This is a genomic window from Pantoea sp. E2023-21, from assembly GCF_051302795.1.
Taxonomy (GTDB): Bacteria; Pseudomonadota; Gammaproteobacteria; order Enterobacterales; family Enterobacteriaceae; genus Pantoea; species Pantoea ludwigii_A.
Genome location: NZ_CP195345.1, coordinates 223085 through 248096 on the forward strand (window position 1 = coordinate 223085; position 25012 = coordinate 248096).

Here is a 25012-nt window from a genome sequence, read left to right on the forward strand (position 1 = left end):
TCACGTCGCCCTAAAATCACACTTACCCACGCATTGGTTCAGCGCGTACCGGTTTATCACCGGCAACAAAGTAGTCCGCTTCGCTGCGCGGCAGCGGCTGGCGACCACGAATGTTATCCGCGATTTTTTCACCGATCATGATGGTGGTCGCGTTCAGGTTACCGGTGATGATCAGCGGCATGATCGAGGCATCCACCACGCGGAGCGCTTCGATACCATGCACGCGGCCTTCGCCATCAACTACCGACATCTCGTCGTTACCCATTTTACAGGTGCCGCACGGATGATAGGCCGTTTCACCGTGATTGCGCACAAACTCATCCAGCTGCTCGTCGGTCTGGCAATCCAACCCAGGACTGATCTCTTTGCCGCGATACTTATCCAGCGCCGGCTGATTGATGATCTGGCGCGTGATACGAATCGCATCGCGGAATTCATGCCAATCCTGCTCGTGCGACATGTAGTTGAACAAAATGGCCGGATGACGACGCGGATCGCGTGATTTCAGACGCACATGGCCGCGGCTCGGTGAGCGCATAGAACCAACGTGGCACTGGAAACCGTGCGCTTCCACAGCATTCGAGCCGTTGTAGTTAATCGCGACCGGCAGGAAGTGATACTGAATATTCGGCCAGGTGAACTCTTCACGGCTGCGGATAAAGCCACCGCCTTCGAAGTGGTTGCTGGCGCCGACGCCCGTGCCATTAAACAGCCACTCTGCACCGATTTTCGGCTGGTTCCACCACTTCAAGGCCGGATAAAGCGAAACAGGCTCTTTGCACTCATACTGCAGATACATTTCGAGGTGATCCTGCAGGTTTTCGCCTACGCCCGGAAGGTCATGCACCAGCGGAATATCGAACTGCTTCAGCAATTCAGCAGAACCCACACCGGAACGCTGCAGAATCTGCGGCGACGCAATTGCACCCGCGCACAGCAGCACTTCACGGCGCGCATGCGCATGATGTGAGGTGTTGCTGGAACCCAGCAGATACTGCACGCCGACCGCGCGTTTGCCTTCAAACAGAATGCGGTCAGTGGTGGCATGTGTGACGATTTTTAGGTTCGGACGTGCTTTCGCGGTATCCAGATAACCGCGCGCGGTGCTGGAGCGGCGGCCTTTCGGCGTCACAAAACGGTCCATCGGACCAAAGCCTTCCTGCTGATAACCGTTCAGATCGTCAGTACGCGGATATCCTGCCTGCACGCCGGCTTCAATCATCGCCGCAAACAGCGGATTATTATCCGGCTTACAGGTGGTGATGCTTACTGGACCTTCGCCGCCATGATAATCGTTGGCGCCGATATCGCGGGTTTCAGACTTGCGATAATAGGGCAGACAGTTCAGATAGCTCCAGCTTTCAAGGCCGGGCTCTTTTGCCCAGTTGTCCAGATCCATGGCGTTACCACGGATGTAGCACATACCGTTGATCAGCGAAGAACCGCCCAGGCCTTTACCGCGTCCGCACTCCATGCGGCGGTTATTCATGTACGGCTCAGGTTCGGTTTCATACGCCCAGTTGTAGCGTTTTCCCTGCAGCGGGAAAGCCAACGCCGCAGGCATCTGCGTGCGGAAGTCGAAGCGGTAATCTGGGCCGCCCGCTTCTAAAAGCAGCACATTCACGCTGCTATCTTCGGTCAGTCTTGTTGCCAAAACGTTCCCTGCGGATCCGGCTCCGATAATGATGTAATCAAATTCCATTAGTCGTTCCTCAGGTTAAAAGCCAAAATTAAAATACGGACTGAAAACGGGTCATTTCGAGCTGCACAGATTTCACCTGAGTGTAATTCTGCAGCGTCATCAGGCCGTTTTCGCGGCCTACACCCGAATGCTTGTAACCGCCGACGGGCATTTCAGCGGCGGATTCGCCCCAGGTGTTGATCCAGCAAATACCCGCTTCGATTTGATGAATCACGCGGTGCGCGCGGTTGAGATCTTGTGTTACCACGCCCGCGGCCAGACCAAATTCGGTGGCGTTCGCGCGGCGAATCACTTCTTCTTCGCTCTCGTAGCTCAGAATTGACATCACCGGGCCGAAGATCTCTTCACGCACAATGGTCATCTCATCGCGGCAATCGCTGAATACGGTTGGTTCCACCCACGCGCCGTTATCGAAGGCTGCGCCACTCAGGCGTTTACCGCCGCAGAGCAGACGCGCACCTTCGCTAATGCCGGATTCGATAAAACGCATCACGTTGTCGCGATGTGCGAAGCTCACCAGCGGGCCGAAGTTGGTCTCAGGGTCGTTAAGATCGCCCGCTTTAATACGTGCCACGCGCTCGGCGATTTTCGCTTCAAAGGTGGATTGCAATGCCGCCGGGATAAACACGCGCGTGCCGTTGGTGCAAACCTGTCCCGAGCTGTAGAAGTTCGCCATCATGGCGATGTCAGCGGCGAGATCGAGATCGGCATCATCGAAGATAATCAGCGGGGATTTGCCGCCTAACTCCATGGTGACGTCTTTCAGCGTTGAACCGGCGGCATTAGCCATGACTTTCTTACCGCTTGCTACGCCACCGGTGAAGGAGACTTTGTCGATGCCCGGATGATCGGTGAGAAGCTGGCCAGTGACCGCGCCGCGACCGTTCACCACGTTGAACACGCCGTTTGGTACGCCCGCTTCGGTATAGATTTCTGCCAGTTTCAGCGCGGTCAGCGGCGTCACTTCGCTGGGTTTGAAGATCATCGCGTTACCGGCGGCCAGCGCGGGCGCAGATTTCCACAGGGCGATTTGAATCGGATAGTTCCACGCGCCGATGCCCGCCACCACGCCCAGTGGTTCGCGGCGAGTGTAGACAAAGGAGGTATCGCGCAGCGGGATCTGCTGGCCTTCCAGAGAAGGAATCAAGCCCGCGTAATACTCCAGCACGTCGGCACCGGTCACGATATCGACGTATTGCGTTTCACTCAGTGGCTTGCCGGTGTCAAGGGTTTCAAGCGCGGCCAGTTCATCATTGCGCTCACGCAGAATATCGACCGCACGACGCAGAATGCGCGAACGTTCCATCGCCGTCATCGCCGCCCAGATTTTCTGGCCTTTCTTCGCTGCGGCAACCGCGCGATCAACGTCCGCGCGTTCCGCTTCGTGTACCTCGGCCAGCACTTCGCCGTTTGCCGGGTTGATGGTCTGGAATGTGTTGCCTGCCGCAGCGGGAACCAATGCGCCATCAATGTAAAGGTGCTGCTCGGTGAATCGGGACATGATTTCTCCTTCCTCAGTGATTCTGGTCAGCCAATTGCTGACGAATGAATTGGGTGGTGAGCTGTCTGGCGATAGCCAAATCGAACGGTTTGCCACTTAACGCCGCGCGCAGCCACAGGCCATCAATCAGTGAGGCAAGGCCATGTGCCGCCAGTCGCGCTTTTTCGCGCGGAATCACACGACGAAACTCGGCTGCCAGCGTGGAAAACAGTCGACGGCTGCTTACACGTTCTAAACGACCCAGCTGTGGCTGATGCATGCTGCTGGCCCAAAAATCCAGCCAGGCTTTCATCGCGGCGCTGTGCACCTGCGAGTCATCAAAGTTGCCTTCCACAATCGCCAGCAGGCGCGCTTCAGTACTGGCGTCTGCCAGTGGTTTTAACCTTGCTGCCACCGCATCGCGTAACTGACGTGTCACGTCACGCATCGTGGCTTCCAGCAGACCGTTCTTGTCTTTGAAGTAGTGGCTGATGATGCCTGTCGATACGCCAGCACGTCGCGCAATCTGCGCAATGGTGGCGTCGTTGATCCCGACTTCGTTAATGGTGCTCAGGGTCGCATCAATCAGTTGCCGACGACGTATCGGCTGCATTCCCACCTTTGGCATAACACTCCAGCTCCACCGCAATGTAAGGACACTATTAAAACTTTTTTTGATTGCACGTTCAATATAAAAAAGAAATTTGTTAGGATGCTGTGCTTCGATTGTTACAAAAACGCAGCGGTTAGAGGGATGGAACCTTGCAGGTGCGCATTAACGCGTGCCCTACGAAAACCGCATGTTCTCGCGTAGGCTTGTCATTTATGAAGACCCACTCACGCTTAAATGGCACGTACTACAGGAAATTAACCAGAGGTAATCGATGATTAATCCACCTGCCAGTGAAAAAGACAGAATCAATCCTGTGGTGTTTTACACCTCAGCCGGACTGATTCTGACATTTTCACTTGTCACGATTTTTTACAGCGAACTCGCTGCCAGCTGGCTTCTGACCGCCGTTAATTGGGTCACTTCCACGTTTGGCTGGTACTACATGCTCGCTGCTACGCTGTACATCGTTTTCGTCATCTATATGGCGTGTTCGCGCTATGGCGCCATCAAGCTCGGGCCGGAGCAATCCAAACCCGAGTTCAGTTTACTGAGCTGGTCGGCGATGTTATTTGCCGCCGGTATCGGTATTGACCTGATGTTCTTCTCGGTTGCCGAACCGGTAACGCAATACATGCAGCCGCCAGAAGGTGCAGGGCAGACCATGGAAGCCGCGCGTCAGGCGATGGTGTGGACGCTGTTCCACTACGGCGTCACCGGTTGGTCAATGTACGCGTTGATGGGCATCGCGCTTGGCTACTTCAGCTATCGCTACAACCTGCCGCTCACCATCCGCTCAGCGCTTTATCCGATTTTCGGCAAACGCATTAATGGCCCAATTGGTCATACCGTCGATATCGCCGCGGTGATCGGTACCATCTTTGGTATCGCCACCACGTTAGGGATTGGTGTGGTGCAATTGAACTACGGTCTCAACGTCCTGTTCGATATTCCGGAAGGTTTCACTGCGCAGGCGGCGCTGATTGTGCTGTCGGTGATCATCGCCACCATCTCAGTGACATCCGGCGTGGATAAAGGCATCCGTATTCTCTCTGAGCTGAATGTTGCGCTGGCGCTGGGCTTGATTCTGTTCGTGCTGTTTATGGGCAAAACCGATTTCCTGCTTAACGCGTTAGTGCTGAACGTGGGGGATTACGTCAATCGCTTTATGGGCATGACGCTCAACACCTTCGCGTTTGATCAGCCACGCGAGTGGATGAATAGCTGGACGCTGTTCTTCTGGGCGTGGTGGGTTGCCTGGTCGCCGTTTGTCGGTCTGTTCCTCGCACGTATCTCACGCGGTCGTACCATTCGTGAGTTCGTATTAGGTACGCTGATTATCCCGTTCACCTTTACGCTGCTGTGGCTATCGGTATTTGGTAACGCGGCGCTGTATGAAATCATTCATGGTGACGCAGGCTTTGCGCAGGAAGTGATGGCGCATGCCGAACGCGGCTTCTACAGCCTGCTGGCGCAGTATCCGGCGTTTAAATTGAGTGCTTCGGTTGCCACCATCACCGGCATGCTGTTCTACGTGACATCGGCGGATTCCGGTTCTCTGGTGCTGGGTAACTTCACCTCCAAGCTGAAAGACATCAACAGCGATGCACCGAACTGGCTGCGTATCTTCTGGTCGATTGCCATTGGTGTGCTGACCATGGGGATGCTGATGACCAACGGGATTTCTGCCCTGCAGAACGCCACGGTGATCATGGGCTTGCCCTTTAGCTTCGTGATTTTCTTTGTGATGGCCGGCCTGTATAAATCGCTGAAAGTGGAAGATCATCGCCGCGCCAGTGCCAGCCGTGATACTGCGCCGTACATTCCGGCCAGTAACGATCGCCTGAGCTGGAAGAAACGCCTGTCGCGCCTGATGAACTATCCGGGTACGCGCTATACCCAGAAAATGATGGAAGAGGTGCTGTTCCCGGCCATGCAAGAAGTGGCGAAAGAGCTCGAGCTGCGTGGCGGACGCGTATCGCTGGAACGCGCGGAGCCAGAAGAGGGGCAGCCGCTGGGCCACCTTGATCTGCGCGTGCTGCTGGGTGAGGAGCAGGATTTTGTTTATCAAATCTGGCCGCAGCAATATTCGGTACCGGGCTTTACCTATCGCGCACGCAGCGGTAAATCGACCTATTACCGTCTGGAAACCTTCCTGCTGGAAGGGAGCCAGGGCAACGATTTAATGGACTACAACAAGGAGCAGGTGATCATCGATATTCTTGATCAATACGAACGTCACCTGAACTTTATCCATCTACATCGTGAAGCACCGGGTAGCAGCATGACCTTCCCGGACGTGTAATTTCCGCAGAACACACGGTCCGTAGCGGCGCAATAAATCGCGCCGCTACGGACCGTGCAGTAATTAGAATGCGTAACGAACCGCGCAGATTCGCCAATAACAGCTAAGCTTTCAAGCTGATTAAATGGGGGATGAAATGAAATTAGGCTTTGCTTGTAAGTATCTGGATCAACAGGCTAAACAGCCGTATCCCTTCAAAAGCACCACGCGCACGCGCTTTCTCAGCCTTGATGATGATTCACGCATAACGCTGCTGAATCAACTGGCGCAAAACAATCTGCAAAACCTCTATCTCACGCTTGAACAACTCGCGACGCAACCTGATGCATTACGCATGATGCGCATCGGCAGCGACCTGTTGCCGTTATATACGGTGCCGGAAGCGACGCAGTTGTACGGTGCATTGCTGTCGGATCTCGCACCCTTATTGCACCACTGCGGCGAGTTAGCACGTGCGAATAATATTCGGCTGTCCTTCCATCCCGGCCAATATACGGTGCTGGCGTCCGATAATGATGGCGTGGTCGATCGCGCCATTGAGGATGTGGAATATCACGCCACCTGCGCGGTATTAATGGGTTATGGTCGTCAGTTCCAGGATTTTAAAATCAATATTCACATGAACGGCAAAAAAGGCATTGATGGATTTCGCGCCGCCTTTCTGCGGCTCAGTGCCGAAGCGCGCAATATGCTGACGGTGGAGAATGATGAAATATCCTGTTCGCTGGACGATGTGTTGCAGGCGCGCAACTTGTGTCCGGTGGTGCTGGATATTCACCATCATTGGGTGAAAGAGAATCACTATATTCAAGCTGATGATGTGCGTATTGCACTGATAAAAGAGTCGTGGCGCGGTGTGCGGCCAGTTATGCACTATTCGATCGCGCAGGAAGGTCTCATTCCCGATCACGGTTTCCCGGATCAGCAGGATTTAGCCGTTTCGAAAACAAAACTTCGCGCTCATGCAGATTATTATTTCAACCAAAGCCTAAATGATTGGGCGTTGTCGTTTAATGACTTCGACATTATGTGTGAAGTAAAGATGAAGAATTTAGCGCGCGACCGCCTGTATGATTATGCGATCGCGCGCCAGCTGATTACGGCGCCGTGATCACAATGGCTACGCGGCGATTTTGCGCGCGGCCTTGAGGGCTGTTGTTGCTGGCAATGGGCACGCTCATCCCTAATCCGCGCGTAACAATATTTTCGCGCGGGATCGCCGCGCCTGCTGCCCATTGTGCTGCTACGGCGTTGGCTCTTTTTAGCGACAGCTGCTGGTTATAATCCGCTTTGCCATAATTATCGGTGTGTCCATCAATACGTACATGATTAATGCCCGTAGCCGCCAGATTTTTCGCCAACGATTGGATCGTGTCTTTACTGGCTGGTGTCAGCTGCGATTCGTTAACGCCAAACAGGATTTTATCCGATAAACCTAATCCCCAGCCTTCGCTATTTTGGCTAAATCCTGCATTCCGCATCGCGGCTATTTGCTCGTCACTAAAACGTCCCTTTGTCTGGCAACCGACAACCGCTAATACGCATACCATCAGGAAAATTTTCATCTTCATATCCGCACCTTACTCATTCCCTTATTTTTGTACATATTCATATCGGCGCGCTCCAGAATAGATTCAACCGTGTCGCCATGCTGCGACCAGGCGTAGCCAATGGTGACCGAAGTTGTGATTGGGGTGCCTTCTGCAATAACAATTTTTTGCTTAATGGCCTCATGAATGTCTTGCATGAGCAGCTGTAATTGCGCCTCGCTGGTGCGGCTGGTCACCAACATGGCAAATTCATCACCGCCTAAACGCGCGACCAAATCCTGCTTATACGCTAAGGCGGAAAGACGTGAACCGATCGCTTTTAACACTTCATCTCCGGCGGCGTGGCCCCAGTTATCGTTAATGCTCTTGAAGCGATCGCCATCAAGGAACAGCAAGACGAAGCGTTCTTTCGCCAGTTGCTGATCGAGTAACTGGGTTAATCGCGCGACAAAGGCGGCGCGATTAGCCAGGCCAGTCAAGGGATCTTCCAGGGCTTTGGCCGCCAACGTGCGGTTATCACGGATCAGCGAAGCTTGCAGCGTCTGCATCTCAGTCAGCAACGAATTCAGATCGTCTGAGAACAGCTGAAACTCGCGCGTCGGACTTTCCGGAATACGTAAGGAAAAATCACCGGAAAGAATCACATAGTGGATCGAACTGGTGATATTGCGGAGTGAGGCGAGAATGCCGCGATGCAGAAATTCGCTTAACAAGAAGGAGATGATTAACACGCACAGCATGCCGCAGGTAAGAATCATCAGCGAATAACGAATGAAATCGGCTGCGCCGGTAACGGTGCCTTCCAGCGTTAACGTACCAACAGTGGCTTCTGAGTGATTAATATTGATGCTAAGCGGTTTGAGATAAATCCACTCGCGCAATAAACGCGAATACCAACCGGTTTGCTCTTGTTGATCATGCCAGTCTACTAAAACGGTTTGATCATCCGTCACAAGTTTCGCGGAATCAAACATGCCTTCATTGCCGAGCCGGGCGATTTTATTGTGCGCGTCATAGCTGTCTTCAAATACTGTGGCGGCGGTCAGTGTGGTGCTAAGCGTCGCGGCAATCAACTCCAGATTTCTTTTCTCGTAGCTTTTAATAAACAGCAAAGACGTAGACGAAAGCAACAGCCAGCACAGCAGTAAAATAACCGCAGAGTTAATGATGCTAATTTTGCGCAGCTTATTACGAATCGATGATTTATCATTTTTTGAATTTTCTATTTTCATCTTATTTGCTTCCATTGCGGGACAGCAACAGCACGTCCGGACTGACTTTGACGCCGCTTCTGGCTAGCGAATCGAGGTTTACTGAGAACAGCGTATGATTCGTATTAAAGATCAGGCAGAAAGCGGCGCCGACCGTACATTCGGCATTGTTCTCAGCCAGGGTAAGTACCGCTTTACCCTCGAAGTGACTTAACAGTTCAACCTGCTGATGCGGTGTCTGATCGCCGAAATAGATTGCATCGCACCGCTGCGTCGCCAATTCGCGCTCGTCAGTCAGATAAACCACGCTAAACGGTATGGCGGAGTGCAGACTATTTTGTGGCAAAGAGAGATGTTGCGCGGAGGAAAATACGCAGAGTTGAGGTGCGCGTGTTAATCCCGGCCATTGGGTAAAACTAATAATGCCGCTCACAATCCGATTCGCTTTATCGTCATGTATCTCAGCAATCGCTGAGCGAGAAATGAACAGCAGCAGAAAAAGGGCAGTAACAATGATTTTGCAAAGTTGAAGCAGGGAAAGCAGCACGTCGGCTTCCCGAAAAAATAGATGTTTATGTAACATACTGCGTTCCCGAAAGTTCTTCGCGTTAATCTGCGCCTGATTCAGCGCGAAAATATTAACACCGCTGCGGTTAAAAAAGTACTGATGGCGATGTCCTATGGCGGCACAGGCATTTAACGATGCGTTTTAACGCGCAATGCGTGCGTCTGGAAACGATGCCATCTCTGTGCGAAATTATTTTATGGATAACAGAGCAAAAAGGGTGCAATGGCGCAAAGTGTGATCTAGAACACATTTATTGGTCTGATAACTGATCGGTGCTTAAACCGCGTAAAACGCTCATGAAGGGTAATTTCGCGGCAAAACCGCACCATTAGCGAGGATTTACATTAGCATCACTTACGTATATTTATTGCCAACACCGCGCGTGATGAACATGGTTTTCGATTACGAAACAATTAGACATATTTATCGAGGTGAGGCTTTTTCACATTCTGGCAGGATACGCAACATTCAGTACATCCTGGTCACCGTGTCATGCAGTGGTTTTCAAAAAACGCCGTTTTTTTTGCTGTAAAAACCTGTTTGGCCGCCTTTCTGGCACTCTATTTCGCCCTTGAATTAAACCTGGATAAACCCGCCTGGGCAGTTACCACGGTTTTGCTCGCATCGCAGCTCTATTCCGCTTCAACCATCTCAAAATCGGTGTTTCGTCTGCTGGGGACCTTGTTGGGCGGGGTGTTTGTCTTCTTTATCTTTCCGCCGACCGTGCAACATCCGCTGCTGTTCTGTTTTTGCATATCACTGTGGGTCAGCGTTTGCCTCTATCTGTCGCTGCACGACCGCACGCCGAAGAGTTACGTGTTTATGCTGGCTGGCTACAGCGCGGCAATCATGGGTTTTCCGGAAGTGACGACGCCGCTGTCGATTACCAGCATCGTGATCTCTCGTATTGAAGAGATTACCCTCGGCATTGTCTGCAGCAGTCTGGTGCATGCGCTGCTGTTTCCCGTATCGATGCGTAGCTTGCTGGAGCAGAGCGTGAGTCACTGGTATCTCAACGCGCGCAAACTGTGTAGCGATCTGCTCTCCGGTATTCCCAGCGACAGTTCGCCCGAACGCGACGACATTTTGATTCGCATGGCGACGCATCCACAGCAGGTTGAAGTGCTGATTACCCACTGCGTCTATGAAGGTGATGCCGCACGACGGCTGATTCGTCTGGTCAGCGTGCAGTATCAACATCTCTCCTATTTGATCCCGACGCTCACGGCCATCGAGATGCGTTTGCAGCGGCTCTCAACACTGCACATCGCTTTTCCGGCAAACGTAGCTCACACTTTTCAGCTGTTTTTGCAGTGGCTAAACGACGGCGAAGCGGTAGGGGAAACCAGTGGCATTCAACAAACATTGAGTGGTTGTCAGGCTGAACTTAATGCAGCCTGGCAAAATGGGGCATTGCCGACCGAAAACTGGCTGCTGTTTACCGGGTTAATCGAACGCCTGGCAGATTTTGTGCGCATCGCCGGTGCTTATCAAAGCGTCGGCGGATTGGTGAGCGATTTGTCGGGCGACACCACATTGGCACGCGGCAAACGTACGCACCGCTTTTTCGATAAAGGGCTGATTCGGCTATCGGCATTGACCGCTTTCTGCGCCACCTTCGGTTCCTGCCTGCTGTGGATGGGGACGGGGTGGCGTGATGGCGCATCGGCACCGGTAATGGCGGCAATCCTCTGTTCACTACTCGCCAGTCAGGATACGCCGCTGACATCGATGAAGTTGTTTGTTCGTGGCGTCATCGTGGCAATCATTATCAGCGTGATTTATGTGGCGCTACTCCTGCCGCAAGCCACCTCATTTGAAGCCCTGATGATTTGCCTGGCGCCCGGCCTGATGATCCTGGGGCTGATGATCGCGCGTCCCTCCACCAATATGATTGGCCTGAGCGTAGCGATTCAGATTCCTGGCTTTATTGGGCTTGGTCACCATCTAAAACCCGATTTAGTGCTGCTGATCAACAATGCAATTGCCACCATGGTAGGCGTGATGTTTGCGGTGATTATCACCGCAATCATGCGCAATAAACGGCCATCGTGGACCGCGCGCCGCGCCGTGCGGCAAGGTCTACGCGAACTGCTGCGCTTTATCAAAGAAACCGAGCGTAATGGTTCGTCACTGCTCGGTCGACAACGCTTTATCAGCCTGATGCTGGATAAAGTGAATGTGGTGTTGCCGCGTTTACGGCTCGATCCGCATCCCGATATGCGCTCAGCGGGCATGTTGCTCAAGGAAGTGTGGCTAGGCGTCAACAGCTTTGACTATTACGCGCGCCACAAAGCGCTGCTGCAACAATATCATCTTGATAGCGGACAGATGTTTCATGAACTGGCGCTATTTCTCAAACGCCGCCTGAAGTCACTGCAAACGCCGCCGCATGCTGATTTGCAAGAGGAGCTGGATTTACTGCTATTGATGCTGGAACAGCTGGCGAAGCGCGACGAAAGGGTGCTGACGCCGCTGTTCCATCTGTTCAGCATTCGGCTCTATCTGTTCCCACAGCAAGCGTGGCCAATCGCCACGCCGCATCAGACGGAAATCCTCCAGCGGCAGCGCTATCGCTTAACCCGTTAACTCGCAGGAACCGTAGCGGCGCGATTTATCGCGCAATAAATTGCGCCGCTACGGATGCCTGCGCGTTGTGGACTACAACGCTGCCAGATTCCGCCCGTTGCTGGCTATCACCTGCTTGTACCACCAGAATGATTTCTTGCGGATGCGTGCCAGACTGCCGTTGCCTTTATCGTCGCGGTCAACGTAGACAAATCCGTAACGTTTACTCATTTCGCCGGTGGATGCCGCCACCAAATCAATGCAGCCCCATGTGGTATAGCCGATCAGCGGAATGCCATCGGCAATCGCTTCGCCCATCGCCTGAATATGCTGTTTCAGGTAGCTGATGCGATAGTCGTCATGGATTTCGCCATCGGCATTTATCTCGTCGTGAGCGCCCAGGCCGTTTTCCACCAGAAACAGCGGCTTCTGATAGCGGTCATACATCATGTTCATGGTGATGCGCAGGCCGAGCGGATCGATGCCCCAGCCCCAATCGCTACGTTTCACATGCGGGTTGGTTAGCGATTTCACCACGTTGGCGGCGCTGCTGTTTTGCTCGTTCATCTCTGCCGAGGCGCAGCGTGAGGCGTAATAGCTGAAGGAGACAAAATCTACGGTGTGACGCAGCGTGGCGGCATCTTCCGGTTCCGTCGCAATCACTACGCCTTTCTCGCGGAACACCCGCGCGGCATAAGACGGATAAGCGCCTCGCGCCTGCACATCGATAAAGAAGAGGTTTTCGCGATCCTTCTCCAGCGCGGCCCACACATCTTCCGGCTTGCACGACCATGGATAGAAATTCCCGCCCGCTAACATGCAACCAACCTGATTTTCGGGGTTAATCTCATGGGCAATTTTGGTTACCAGCGCGCTTGCGACCAACTCGTGATGGGCTGCCTGATACTTTACCTGCTCCGGGTTTTCGCCTGGTTCGAACACCAACCCCGCGCCGGAGAACGGGCTGTGCAGCAGAATATTGATCTCATTAAAGGTCAGCCAATACTTCACCAAACCGTTGAATTCTTCAAAACAGGTACGCGCGTAGCGGCTGAAAAATTCAATCATTTTACGATTGCGCCACGAACCGTATTCCGTCACCAGATGCATTGGCACATCGAAGTGGCACAGCGTCACCAGCGGCGTAATGCCATATTTCTGGCACTCTTCAAACAGGCTGCGGTAAAACGCAATGCCTTCGGCGTTTGGCGTCAATTCATCGCCTTGCGGATAAATACGGCTCCACGCAATTGAGGTGCGGAACACGGTGAAACCCATTTCTGCCATCAGCGCGATATCGTCTTTGTAGCGACGGTAAAAATCGATAGCGTCATGACTTGGATAATATTCATCGCTGCGCAGTGTAAAACGCTTTTCCTGACCCAATTTTACCGGCATGCGATGCGTGCCGTGAGGAATCATATCCACCGTGGTTAAGCCTTTTCCGCCAGCCAGATAGCTGCCCTCTGACTGATTGGCGGCTAACGCGCCACCCCACAAAAATCCCTCTGGAAATGTCACTTCAGACATAAAAACCTCTGTTACACCTTGGATAAATTAACGTTGACGGCTTTGACGTCGTCCGTCACCGGCTTCGGCTGTGCGGGTTCGGTGACCGGGATATCTTCAAAGCCGAGAATCAACGTAAGCATGAATGAGAGCACCACCGACAACACCATCACAGCGCCGACCCATACGATGCTCATCGGATTGGTGGGATCGAAAAACTGCACGCTGGTGAACAAGCCGGGCGAGGCCATCGAATGGCTGGCTAGCCCACCCATGCCCGCTACTGCGCCGCAAATAAAGCCGCTGATCAGGCTGGCAATCAGCGGACGCTTAAGGCGCACGGCAACGCCATACAGCGCCGGCTCAGAAATGCCCGCTACAATCGCAGACGCCGCTGCTGCAAACGCAGTTTGACGCAGTTCAGGGTTTTTGGTTTTGAATGCCACCGCCAGTGAAGAGCCGCCCAGCGACAGGTTGGCACCAATTTCTGAAGGCATTACCATGCCTTCTTTGCCCGTTTCGGCGATGGTTTGAATGATGGTTGGCGTGAACACGCGATGCATACCGGTCATCACCAGCAGCGGCCACAGCGCGCCCATAATTGCCACCGACAACCAGCCAAGATAGCCGTGAATGGTGTACACCAGCGCTGAAATACCGCTACCGATCCAGATGCCGAGCGGTCCAATCAGCACAATGGCAATGGGCGCCGCCACCAGCACGATCAGCATCGGCTTGAGGAAGTTCTTGGTCACCGCTGGCGTGATGCGATCAATCCAGTATTCGATGTGCGACAGAATCCACGTCATTACCAGCGCCGGGATCACCGTGTAGGTATATTTCACCGCCGTCACCGGAATGTAAGCAAACTCGACCGCCTGACCTTGCGCGGCTTTCGCCATCAAATCGACAAAGTTGGGATGTACCAGCACGCCTGCGATGGCAATCGCCAGTGACATGTTGGTTTTGAATTTCAACGCGGCTGAGGCGGCCACCATAATCGGCAGGAAGAAGAATGCGCCGTCACCTATCACATTGAGGATGATTAGCGTAGAGGAACCTTTCTCCAGTACGCCGCTCATCTCCAGCACCATCGCCAGCAGTTTCACCATTGATCCACCGATAATCGCTGGAATCAGCGGCGACATGGTGCCTACCAGCGCGTCAAGAATGCCGGCACCGATGCTGCGCAGGGTGATTTTGCGTTTCACCGGAGATGCGCCATCGCTGCTCGGCGTGCCAAGCTTCAAAACTTCCTGATAAGCGAGGTTCACGTTGTTGCCAATGATCACCTGACACTGCGTATCGGTGTGCACCACGCCCATGACGCCAGGAATGGTTTTCAGCGTGGCGTTATCAATCTGTACGCTGTCTTTCACCACGAAACGCAGGCGCGTCATGCAGTGCGTCACCGCTTCGATATTGTTCAAGCCGCCGAGCGCTGCCACGATGGCCCGGGAGATGTCCGCATAATTTTTAGCCATGGATTTTTGATCTCTGATTTTTTTTCGGTAGAGGTACACGGTTTTCTGTGTGATTTTTCACCATGAGAAACCGGTTTCACAAAATCATGGAGATGTGAGGTTTACCAGGCAAGACATTTAAAATTTTCTAATAGAAAGTGTGAAGCTGATCGCTTTGTGTCGGAGGGGTGAGTAGGCGCAGGGGCAGAAAAATTGCCGCCGATTTCGTAGCTTAGGTACACTGATGCCATAAGCATGGAAAAAGGTGAAACATGGCGACGATAATCGAGGTGGCAAAAGTAGCAGGCGTATCCAAAGCGACGGTTTCGCGCGTGCTGTCGGGCAATGGCTATGTCAGCCAGGAAAAGCGCGAGAAAGTTTTTCAGGCGATTGCCGCTACCGATTTTCGCCCTAACTTGCTGGCGCGCAATCTTGCCACCAAATCCAGTCAAACCATCGGCTTAGTGATTACTAACACCTTGTACACCGGCAGCTATTTTACCGAATTGATGCAGCATTCCGCGCGACTGATGGAGCAGCAGGGACGTCAATTGCTGCTGGTGGATGGCAAACACAGTGCGGAAGAGGAACGCGCAGCGATTCAGTTTCTGCTCGATCTGCGTTGTGATGGCGTGATCATCTATCCGCGTTTTCTCACCACCGATGAAATGGACAGCATTATCGCGCAACATAAACACCCGATATTGGTGATCAACCGTCGTCTACGACAGCACGATAGCTACTGCATTTATTCCGATCAATTGCACAGCAGCAGTGAAGCGGTGCAACAATTGATTGCTTTAGGCCATCGCGACATCGCGTTTATCACCGGTTCGCTCGATTCACCCACCGGGCGCGAGCGTCTGGCAGGCTATAAAGCGGCACTTGAGAAACAGGGCATTGCCGTGCAAGACGCGTTGATCGTGGAAGGAAAATGGCAGGCGCAAAACGGCATGGACGCGGTTGAGCAGTTGCTGGCGCAGGGTAGGCCGTTTAGCGCGCTGGTCGCGAGTAATGATGATATGGCTGTTGGGGCGCTCAAGGCATTAGCGGCACATCAGATTGCGGTTCCCGCGCAGGTTGCAGTGATTGGCTTTGACGATATTCCGCTGGCCCCATTTACCATTCCGGCTTTATCCAGTGTGAAAATGCCGGTGACGGCAATGATTCAGGAAACCATCGAGCGCCTGATCTCGATGCTGGATGGCGGCGAAATGCGCAATGATAAAACTTTTGCCGGCGAATTAATTGTGCGCGAATCGGTCGGGCCCGGGCCTCATAACAAATTGTGATGAATAAATGCCAGTTTCTCTTTCAATTAATTTAATCACTGATAATTGATGAGAAACTGTTTGTCTCTCCATTAATGAATGGCGTTGTTTCTATAAAGGGACTCTGAATCTCCGTGTATTAATCAGAATAAGTCTTATTGCTTGTAAAAATTTGTCAGGTTAATTTGAGTTATCTTATCAGTCCTCTTTGCCGAGGAAATTATGCACGCACGTATAACCCACCTTGATGGTATGCGCGGTTTGGCGATCCTGATGGTTATTGCTTATCATGCTTATGCGCGATGGCCGGAATTATTGCCTTATGTTCGGGTAACGCAACATTTTCCGATTCTTAATTATGGCTGGCTCGGAGTGGAATTATTTTTCATGATCTCTGGCTTTGTTATTTTTATGACGCTCGATAAATCAGAGAGCTATATCAGCTTTTTGAAGAAACGCTGGCTGCGTCTGTTTCCCGCTATGTTGATTGCCAGCCTGTTGCTGTTTGCCGTCGGGGGATTTTTCCCTGAGTGGTCAGCAATGACGCCACGGGTTAAGAATCTGCTGCCCGGTTTGATATTCACTAATCCAGAAACACTGACTCAGCTGACGGGTATTGAATTCAAGTCGATGGCGGGATCGTTTTGGTCACTTTATGTAGAAGCCGTTTTCTATTTCATTATCGGTGCAGTCTATTTTACCCTCGGGCGAAAATATTGCTTACCGGCGCTGCTGGTGCCCATGCTGTTGTTATCGGCAACGTCCGTTTTGAAATCATTAGGGCATCCGCTGTTCATTGATATTGTTTCTAAGTTCGGCTTTATTCATTATGCCTGGTTTATGGTGGGCAGTTTAGTCTATGAACGCATGCATGGTCGCGACAAACTTTTTCATTACGCCATTGTGCTTTGCGCGCTGCTGATTAACTTCAGTTATTTCATCAAGAATGCCGGGGTGATAACCCTCATTCCGTTGCTGCTGGTCATGCTGTTTTTTGTTGCCAGTTTTTACTCGAAACAGATGGAGCGCATCCTTTCTCTGCGTTTTCTTACCGCCATCGGTTTCGCCAGTTACGCCTATTATCTGATCCATGAAAATCTGATGATCGCCACGTTGATTAAACTCAACGTATATATTAAAAGTGATTTTGTTATGGCGTTGATGCCGCTGGTGGTGGCCTTTGTGTTGTATTACATCGCCTTTGTCATTACTCAATATGCCGAACCGGCGTTAAGAAATAGGCTCAAAGGGAAGCGTGTGCCCACGGTACCGCCATCAGGGGCGGGAGCGTAATCTCCGACTCTCCGCGTCACAGGGGCATAACGCTCGTCAGTTAAGCGTGAATCGGTCGCCATGAATGCGCACCCTACGCTTTTCGTAGGGTGCGCATTCATGCGCACCGGCATAAATAGGCAAGTAAGCGACAATACGTCACTTATGGCCATCAAAATAATCAACCCGCAAAGCATTAAACTCATTAAAGCCAGACTTGATTTTTAACGCAAAGTAGCCGCTATCTGAATTAGCATAACGACGCCCATCACACTTCTTGTAATCCCTGATGTATTTAAATGCTTTAATTTTTAAAAGTGATAACCCCGTCAAAATAATGCCATCGGCCTTCATGAAGAGTTTACTTCTATCATCGTATTAACCCCTTCTCACTTTATCAGCTGAATTTAAGTGTTCAATGATATGTCCATCTTCTGTCCATCATTTAGTATTTTCCTCGTTACTTATCTCTCGTATAACCGTATCCATGGTGGGTAACGGTGAAAACAACCAAGGTCGTCAAGAATGACAGCACTGAACCAACGACAAAGTGGAATTATTGATTTTCTGACCACGGAAAATGATTGGGTTCCGGCAAATCGGGTCGCCGAATCTCTCGCCATTTCTGTCAGTACGCTGCGAAGAGATGTTGAGGTTATCAATGCATTTTGCTCAGACAATCAACGTCGCATTATTAGCAAGCCGGGATTGGGGTTACGCTTTGATGGCGGTTCCGTTTTCTCGCGTAGCGCATTACCTGTCGGTGAACAGCACCATGAAATATTGAGTACTAAACGCTTAGTCGGGATCACTACCGATTTGCTGACGCAATCTCCCGCGCCATTATCTCTCAGCGCGCTGTCGGAGAAATTCTTTGTCAGCCGATCTTCTATTGTGGAAGATTTAAAGAAGGTTGAAGCCTGGCTGGCGACATTCTCTTTGACGTTGATTCGCGACCATTCAGGCACCTATATCCACGGTAACGATCTGGATATACGCATGGCATTGAAAGAGATCATCACCGTAAGTGTATTAAGTCATTATCAAACGGCGGATAGCCGAATTGATCGTTTCTCCAGAACCACATTAGTCGATCAATTTGGCAAGGTGAATGTGGATAATTGCATTTCGCTGATAGGTTTAATTGAAGATGAGTTAACCTGTGCAATCAGTGAGCCTTATTACACCAATCTCTTTTCGCATCTGCTGGTCACTATTCGTCGCGCGGCGGGTCTTGCGGCGCATTCAGAGGTGCAATCCTATACGCGACATGACGGCAAAGAGTGGGCGATTGCGGAGAAAGCCGTTAGCTGGCTGCAGGATGAGTACCGGATTACCTTACCAACGATTGAAGTGAGTTATATCTATCAATATCTGATTTCATCGGGCCGCCATACGCTGACGCCAGGCGATAATATTTTTTTACCGATCAATAGCGAAGCCGATCGCTACGCTGATGGGCTGATTCGGGAATCCTCTGAAGATTTAGGCCTCGACCTTAGTCTGGATAAGAAACTGCGCCACGATTTAGCGCAGCATATTAAGCCGATGCTCAACCGACTCTCTTATGGCATCGCCATCCATAATCCGTTGCTGGATGAAATTAAAAGTGAGCTGAGCAGCGCTTTTCATGCGGTGAAGAAGGCCGCTGACCGGATCAATCAAAAATACGGTTATGCGAATATTTCGGATGATGAAGTGGCGTATCTGACGATTTATTTACAGACTGCGCTGGATAAGTTTCGTGCCGCTAAGAAGATCATTATCGTTTGTTCCAGTGGTGTCGGGACATCGCAACTATTATCCAGTCGCATCAATCGTGCGTTTCCGGAGTGGGAAATTATTGCCATCGTACCCGGTAGTCAACTCTCAAACACACTCGAACTGAAAGAGTGCGATTTAATTATCTCAACCATCAAGTTAGAAGAGGTTGAGTTACCGGTCGCTTATGTCTCGGCAATTTTTTCGAAGAAAGATATTGCGAGAGTTTCAGAAAGACTTTTTTCTGATGAAAATATGAAGGAGAAACATCATGCTGGATAAAGTGATAGTGTCAGATATTTTAACCCGCTCCTGTGTGGTTACTGATTTAGTCGCGAGTAATAAAATCGAGGTGATTGAGGCGCTCTCTTCACTACTCTTTGCAGAGAATATTATCAACGACAAGACCTTGTTCATTCAGGATGTGATAGCGCGTGAAGCATTGGGGCCAACCGGTTTTGATAATCAGGTGGCGATACCACATGGCAAATCGGTGGCGGTCAATGAAACTCGCATGGCGGTGGCTAATTTACGCACGCCGGTTGACTGGGAAACCGAAGAGGACGTAGCGGTAAAACTGGTGATTTTATTTGCGGTACGCCATGCCGACAGCGGCATTGGGCATATTAAAGTGTTAGCCCGAGTCTCTGTCGCATTGGGTGATGATGAGGTTGTTGAGCGATTAATTAATGCCAAAACTAACGAAGAGTTATATCGGTTAATCGTCAATAATACCGGAGTATAAACTTTTTACCTGGAGTTTATAATGAAACTGATCGCTATTACCGCCTGCCCGACAGGCGTTGCTCACACGTACATTGCAGAAGCGAATCTGAAAAAAAGTGCCGCTAAGATGGGCATCGATATTGTGGTTGAAACCCACGGTGCAGTGGAGAGTGAATATCACTTCACGGCGGATGATATTAGCCAGGCGGATGCCGTGTTGATTGCTGCGGATAAAGTCATCGATCTACGCCGATTTAAAGGAAAACGCATATTTAAAGTACCGGTCGCGCGCGCAGCGAAAGACGCGAGCGGATTATTAAGCAATATCATGAGCGGCGCGTTAAAACCGGAGATAAGCAGCAAAAGTGAAGCGATAAACAGAGATGAAATCGATACACAGACCAGTGGAAAATCCACCTTGTCGCAGCTCTATATTCATCTCATTACCGGCGTAAATCTGATGATCCCCTTCGTCATAGCCGGAGGCATATTAATTGCGCTAAGCTTTTCCTTTGGTATTACCGCAGCTACGCCGGGTGATACGAATTTCAGTCCGATTGCAAAAATGTTATCTGACATCGGCGGCGGTGCGGCCTTTGCGCTAATGTTGCCCATTCTCTCGCTCGGCATCAGTAAATCGATCAGTGGCAATCTGGGTATTGTGTCTGGCGCGGTCGGTGGCATGCTTGCGGTACATACCGGTGCCGGTTTCCTCGGCGCGCTGTTCGCCGGGTTTCTCGCCGGATATATCACGTTATTGGTGGTGAAATATATCCAGCTTCCCAAGGCCATTGCGGGCTTAAAACCCATTTTGATTGTGCCACTGCTGACGGTGTTATTAACCGGTGCGTTAATGATTTTAGTTATCGGCCAGCCAATCAGGATGCTGCTAGAAGCGTTAACCTCGTTCCTGCAAAGCATGGGCAATATGAATGCCGCCATTATGGGGCTGATGATTGGCGTAATGGTCGCGTTTGATATGGGTGGACCGTTAAATAAAACCGTGTGCATGTTCGCCATAGGATTAATGTCCACCGGCATTTACGAACCTATTGCGGCCTGTATGGCAGCTGGCATGGTTCCGCCATTAGGTATCGCGCTGGCTACCACATTGTTTGGCCGCAAGTTCACTACACAAGAGCGCGAAACCGGCAAAGTCACCTATGTTTTAGGGCTGTCATTTATTACCGAAGGCGCGATTCCCTATGCAGTTTCCGATCCGCTACGTGTAATCCCCGCCATTTGTGCGGGTTCAGGCTTGGCCGGTGCGCTTTCTATGGCGCTGGGTTGCGCATCACGCGCACCGCACGGCGGCGTATTTGTCCTGTTTATTCCCAATGTGATTACGCATGTGCTGGCTTATATGTTTGCCATCGCGGCGGGCGCGGTATTAACCGCGGTGATCCTGCGATTGATTAAGAAAGACGTAAATGAAACCCTTACCGAAGGAGTGAATGATGTTAATCAACATGAAGAATCTTTTGAGCGTGGCTAAGAATAATAAGTTTGGTGTCGGTGCTTTTAATATCGCCTCCGCTGAATTCGGTCGCCTGGTAATTGAAGTTGCAGAAGAACTGAAATCACCGGTTATTCTGGAAGTACATCCGGTGGAGCATGATTTCGTTGGCGATGCTTTTATTGTTTATCTGCGAGAGTTAGGGGCTAAAGCCAGTGTGCCAGTGGTCATTCATCAGGATCATGGTCAATCGCTGGAGCACAATATTAAGGCCATTCAAACCGGTTATACCTCGGTGATGATTGATGCGTCGTTACTGCCATTTGAAGAGAACATCGCGCTGACGCGTAAAATGACGGAAATTGCGCACGCAGCGGATGTGTCGGTTGAGGCAGAATTAGGCACCATTGGCGTAGCGGAAGGGAGCGCCGAAGGCGGGCATAGCGAAATCCTGTTTACCGATCCCGACCAGGCTGAACGTTTTGTGAAAGAGACCGGCGTGGATACTTTAGCGGTTGCCATCGGCACATCGCACGGGCTTTATCCCGTCGGCAAACAACCGAAGCTGGATATTCCACGTTTAAAAGAGATTGCCGCGCGGGTCGATATTCCGCTGGTATTGCATGGCGGCTCCGGTAATAAAGACAGCGAAGTCGCCGAGGCCATTCAGTATGGCGTCAGTAAAATCAATATCTCCAGCGATATGAAGAAAGCCTTTTTTGTGATGTTGGAAGATGAGATTAAGCGCGGTGGGCATGAACCCAGTGAATTGTTCGTGAAACCGATTGCCGCGGCCAAAGAGGTGGTTGCGCACAAGATGCGGCTGTTCTCTTCAGTAGGTAAAGCTGAGCTCTACGCTTGAGTTAGCCCAGTCATAATGTAAATTAGCGCGGGATAACACATCCCGCGCCAGTCATGCTGAGCAACGGCCAATTTGCGCCTTCGGGATTACGGCGTTGTTGCACCGTCTGGCAGACTTCGTTGCACCGCAATCCATTACGCGCTTCATAGTGCCGCTACACAATGAGCGGGGAATAGATGAGGAGCTTAACGGGTATCACGCATCTGCTAATGCATTCATCACCGCGTCAGGCATTGAAGGTCGACCATTTTGCAGACAGGTTGCTACAAAAGTTGCATCGGCATAGACCACACCATTGACGAGAATCTGCTGCACAAAATTGACGCGGTTACGTTTCTCATTTTTGGTCAATACGCAGGTCACTTCAACATTGTCACCTTTTACCAGGCTCTTACGAAAGCGCAGGGAATATTCCAGCACCATGTAAATTTTGCCTTGTTTAAACTCTTCTTCGATATCGATACCCAAGGCTTCACGCATGTAAGCATGGCGCGTCCATTCCATGTAAAACGGATAGTAGAGGCCATCGACCACGCCCTGAAAATCGATATGCTTTTCATCAACTTCATAATGCTTAGAAAACATTTTTATATCTCTTATCTGAGAGTTAGGAGAAGAGGAGGATTTATATCACTGGCGGATGGCGTGGGTAAATGCATCCTACATCACCGGTAACAATTGTCACGGCAGTACACTAAATTTGTCGATAAGGCATAAAAAAAGCCGGACATAGTCCGGCTTGATTCACTTCTGGCGTGGATTAGAGCGCCATATCCTGCTTGCCAGATTCCATACGCGGTTTAGCCTGCGTAGGCGCAACAGTCTGGTCGCCCATGTTGATCACCGGTGGTTTGGTCAGCAGCAGCGTGGCTGCGGTGTTGTCCCAAACTTGCTGTGTCAACGCGGTGTTGCCGTTCAGCTTCTGGCCGAAGCTTGGCACAATAGCGCGGATCTTCTGCTGCCACTCTGGTGAAGCGAACTGCTCTGGGAACAGCTTCTTCATCACGTCTAACGTAATCGGTGCGGCAGTAGATGCGCCCGGTGATGCGCCCAGCAGTGCAGCCAGGGTTTTCTGCTGATCGGTCACGATTTCAGTACCCAGTTTCAGCAAGCCACCTTTTTCTGCGTCTTTCTTGATGATCTGTACGCGTTGACCGGCCTGAATCAATTTCCAGTCTTCTTTACGCGCGTTCGGATAGTACTCTTTCAACGCAGCAAAGCGGTCGTCGTCATTCAGCATCACCTGACCAATCAGGTATTTCACCAGATCGAAGTTGTCGATACCCACATGCGTCATCGGCATGATGTTGCTGGTGGTGGTGGCGCTCAGCAGATCGAACAGCGAACCGTTTTTCAGGTACTTGGTAGAGAAGGTGGCGAAAGGTCCAAACAACACCACTTTCTTACCGTCGAGGGTACGAGAATCGATGTGAGGCACTGACATCGGTGGCGCACCCACAGAAGCCTGACCGTACACTTTTTCCAGGTGACGGTTAGCGATCTCTGGGTTCTCGGTCATCAGGAACGAACCACCGACTGGGAATCCGCCGTAGTTGTCAGCTTCCGGAATGCCGGTTTTCTGCAGCAGCTTAATCGCGCCGCCGCCAGCACCGATAAACACGTACTTCGCATCAACTGAACGCTTATCGCCGCTCTTCACATCTTTAATGGTAACGTGCCACGAGTTGTCACCGTTACGCTTGAAATCAGTGACTTCAGATGAGGTTTCCAGCTTGAAGTTCTGATCTTTTTTCAGGCTACCGATCAGCTGACGGGTAATTTCGCCGTAGTTGACATCGGTGCCGACTGGCGTCCAGGTTGCCGCGACTTTCTGATTCGGGTCACGACCTTCCATCACCAGCGGCGCCCATTGCTGGATCTGCTGATGATCGGTAGAGAACTTCATGCCCTGGAACAGGGTGGTTTTCTGCAGCGCATCGTAACGCTTGGTCAGGTACTCGACATTTTTGTCGCCCCAGACGAAGCTCATGTGCGGCGTAGAGTTAATGAAGGAGTGCGGATCGTGCAACACCCCGCGCTGCACTTGTGACGTCCAGAACTGACGAGAAATCATGAAAGATTCGTTGATTTCCAGCGCTTTGCTAACGTCGATTGAACCGTCTGCACGCTCAGGCGTGTAGTTCAGCTCCATGTTAGCAGAGTGACCCGTACCGGCATTATTCCAGCCGTTCGACGATTCCAGCGCGACGCCGTCCAGCTTCTCAACCATCAGCTGTTTCCAGCCCGGTTGCAGCTCTTGCAGCCAGGTGCCGAGTGAGGCGCTCATGATGCCGCCGCCAATCAGCAGCACGTCAGTTTTTTCCGGTGCGTCTTCAGCGTGTACCGCTGAGGAGACAAGCAGCGCTGCCAGCGAAAGGGCAGACACGATCTTTTTGGTGTGAGTCATTCCAGTCCTACTTATTATGCAATGCAGGTGAACGTTAAAAATTCGGTTTGCACATTAAGAGATTGTTACGGAATGATTAACTTGTTTTTAGTTAATAAAGTATTGGTGTTAATTAATTAACTTACAAAAAAGAAAATAGCGTGAAATATGAACAGGAGAGGAAATTAATCGAGGATAAACCGCTTAAGCCGCGCGGTTATTCTTTATATCGGGTGACGCGACTTAGGTCAAATGAAACCCTCTGACATGGCTAAAAATCGGGTGCGTATAAATGCGCACCCTACAACGTCC

General features: G+C 51.2%; 20 protein-coding genes. 9 read left to right on the plus strand and 11 right to left on the minus strand.

The features are described 5' to 3' along the window. Positions 1-22 precede the first annotated feature (22 nt). From betA to betI, 3 genes are read right to left on the minus strand one after another with little or no spacing between them, the layout of a single operon-like run. Positions 23-1702: a choline dehydrogenase gene (gene betA / locus ACRQ84_RS20060; protein ID WP_064739970.1), complete on the minus strand. Its 1680-nt coding sequence runs from the start codon at positions 1700-1702 to the stop codon at positions 23-25. A 28-nt stretch (positions 1703-1730) separates the two neighbouring features. Next, positions 1731-3203 (minus strand): betaine-aldehyde dehydrogenase, encoded by a 1473-nt coding sequence (gene betB / locus ACRQ84_RS20065; protein WP_483818369.1) that lies wholly within the window; start codon positions 3201-3203, stop codon positions 1731-1733. Between the two features lie 13 nt (positions 3204-3216). After that, the gene (gene betI, locus ACRQ84_RS20070; RefSeq protein WP_008106889.1) at positions 3217-3810 is read right to left on the minus strand and encodes a transcriptional regulator BetI; all 594 of its coding nucleotides are present in this window, start codon (positions 3808-3810) and stop codon (positions 3217-3219) included. A 256-nt stretch (positions 3811-4066) separates the two neighbouring features. Here betI and ACRQ84_RS20075 point away from each other — a divergent pair, with 256 nt between their 5' ends. Beyond that, positions 4067-6097, plus strand: a complete 2031-nt coding sequence (locus ACRQ84_RS20075) for a choline transporter (RefSeq protein WP_064739972.1) — start codon at positions 4067-4069, stop codon at positions 6095-6097. Between the two features lie 136 nt (positions 6098-6233). After that, complete coding sequence (uvsE, locus tag ACRQ84_RS20080; RefSeq protein ID WP_483818370.1) at positions 6234-7208, plus strand: UV DNA damage repair endonuclease UvsE; 975 nt, start codon at positions 6234-6236, stop codon at positions 7206-7208. Here the strand turns inward: uvsE and ACRQ84_RS20085 are convergent. The 3 genes from ACRQ84_RS20085 to ACRQ84_RS20095 are packed head-to-tail and all read right to left on the minus strand — an operon-like array spanning position 7195 to position 9441. Beyond that, positions 7195-7668, minus strand: coding sequence for an outer membrane lipoprotein YfiB (locus tag ACRQ84_RS20085; RefSeq protein WP_064739974.1), 474 nt, complete (start codon positions 7666-7668; stop codon positions 7195-7197). The genes uvsE and ACRQ84_RS20085 overlap by 14 nt on opposite strands. Then, the gene (locus ACRQ84_RS20090) at positions 7665-8879 is read right to left on the minus strand and encodes a diguanylate cyclase DgcN/YfiN (RefSeq protein WP_064739975.1); all 1215 of its coding nucleotides are present in this window, start codon (positions 8877-8879) and stop codon (positions 7665-7667) included. The genes ACRQ84_RS20085 and ACRQ84_RS20090 overlap by 4 nt, the downstream gene beginning before the upstream one ends. Position 8880: 1 nt before the next feature. After that, the gene (locus tag ACRQ84_RS20095) at positions 8881-9441 is read right to left on the minus strand and encodes a regulatory sequestration protein YfiR (protein WP_483818371.1); all 561 of its coding nucleotides are present in this window, start codon (positions 9439-9441) and stop codon (positions 8881-8883) included. A 477-nt stretch (positions 9442-9918) separates the two neighbouring features. On the opposite strand from ACRQ84_RS20095, the gene ACRQ84_RS20100 reads away from it, so the two are divergent. Further along, a complete protein-coding gene (locus ACRQ84_RS20100) occupies positions 9919-12015 on the plus strand; it encodes an FUSC family protein (protein ID WP_483818372.1) in 2097 nt (698 codons plus the stop codon). Between the two features lie 72 nt (positions 12016-12087). On the opposite strand, the gene ACRQ84_RS20105 is transcribed toward ACRQ84_RS20100, so the two are convergent. After that, positions 12088-13524 (minus strand): 6-phospho-beta-glucosidase, encoded by a 1437-nt coding sequence (locus ACRQ84_RS20105; RefSeq protein WP_483818373.1) that lies wholly within the window; start codon positions 13522-13524, stop codon positions 12088-12090. An 11-nt stretch (positions 13525-13535) separates the two neighbouring features. Then, a complete protein-coding gene (gene ascF / locus ACRQ84_RS20110) occupies positions 13536-14987 on the minus strand; it encodes a PTS cellobiose/arbutin/salicin transporter subunit IIBC (protein ID WP_483818374.1) in 1452 nt (483 codons plus the stop codon). Between the two features lie 251 nt (positions 14988-15238). Here ascF and ACRQ84_RS20115 point away from each other — a divergent pair, with 251 nt between their 5' ends. Both ACRQ84_RS20115 and ACRQ84_RS20120 read left to right on the plus strand, forming a co-directional pair. Then, positions 15239-16258 (plus strand): LacI family DNA-binding transcriptional regulator, encoded by a 1020-nt coding sequence (locus ACRQ84_RS20115; RefSeq protein WP_483818375.1) that lies wholly within the window; start codon positions 15239-15241, stop codon positions 16256-16258. A gap of 231 nt (positions 16259-16489) precedes the next feature. Then, on the plus strand, positions 16490-17530 hold the full coding sequence (locus ACRQ84_RS20120) for an acyltransferase family protein (RefSeq protein WP_483818376.1): 1041 nt from the start codon (positions 16490-16492) through the stop codon (positions 17528-17530). 138 nt (positions 17531-17668) lie between these two features. Here ACRQ84_RS20120 and ACRQ84_RS20125 read toward each other — a convergent pair whose 3' ends face one another. Beyond that, a complete protein-coding gene (locus tag ACRQ84_RS20125) occupies positions 17669-17863 on the minus strand; it encodes a hypothetical protein (RefSeq protein WP_483818377.1) in 195 nt (64 codons plus the stop codon). Positions 17864-18034: 171 nt separating this feature from the next. Here ACRQ84_RS20125 and ACRQ84_RS20130 point away from each other — a divergent pair, with 171 nt between their 5' ends. From ACRQ84_RS20130 to ACRQ84_RS20145, 4 genes are read left to right on the plus strand one after another with little or no spacing between them, the layout of a single operon-like run. Next, positions 18035-19552: a BglG family transcription antiterminator gene (locus ACRQ84_RS20130; protein ID WP_483818378.1), complete on the plus strand. Its 1518-nt coding sequence runs from the start codon at positions 18035-18037 to the stop codon at positions 19550-19552. Next, positions 19542-20015, plus strand: a complete 474-nt coding sequence (locus ACRQ84_RS20135; RefSeq protein ID WP_483818379.1) for a PTS sugar transporter subunit IIA — start codon at positions 19542-19544, stop codon at positions 20013-20015. Before ACRQ84_RS20130 ends, ACRQ84_RS20135 begins: the two co-directional genes overlap by 11 nt. A 21-nt stretch (positions 20016-20036) precedes the next feature. After that, positions 20037-21491, plus strand: coding sequence for a PTS fructose transporter subunit IIC (locus tag ACRQ84_RS20140; protein ID WP_483818380.1), 1455 nt, complete (start codon positions 20037-20039; stop codon positions 21489-21491). Further along, a complete protein-coding gene (locus tag ACRQ84_RS20145; RefSeq protein WP_483818504.1) occupies positions 21454-22314 on the plus strand; it encodes a ketose-bisphosphate aldolase in 861 nt (286 codons plus the stop codon). Before ACRQ84_RS20140 ends, ACRQ84_RS20145 begins: the two co-directional genes overlap by 38 nt. A 195-nt stretch (positions 22315-22509) precedes the next feature. On the opposite strand, the gene ACRQ84_RS20150 is transcribed toward ACRQ84_RS20145, so the two are convergent. Then, positions 22510-22899, minus strand: coding sequence for an acyl-CoA thioesterase (locus tag ACRQ84_RS20150; protein WP_483818381.1), 390 nt, complete (start codon positions 22897-22899; stop codon positions 22510-22512). Positions 22900-23074: 175 nt separating this feature from the next. Beyond that, entirely contained in the window at positions 23075-24721 is a 1647-nt protein-coding gene (gene mqo, locus ACRQ84_RS20155; protein WP_064739986.1) for a malate dehydrogenase (quinone), read from the minus strand. Between the last annotated feature and the right edge of the window lie 291 nt (positions 24722-25012).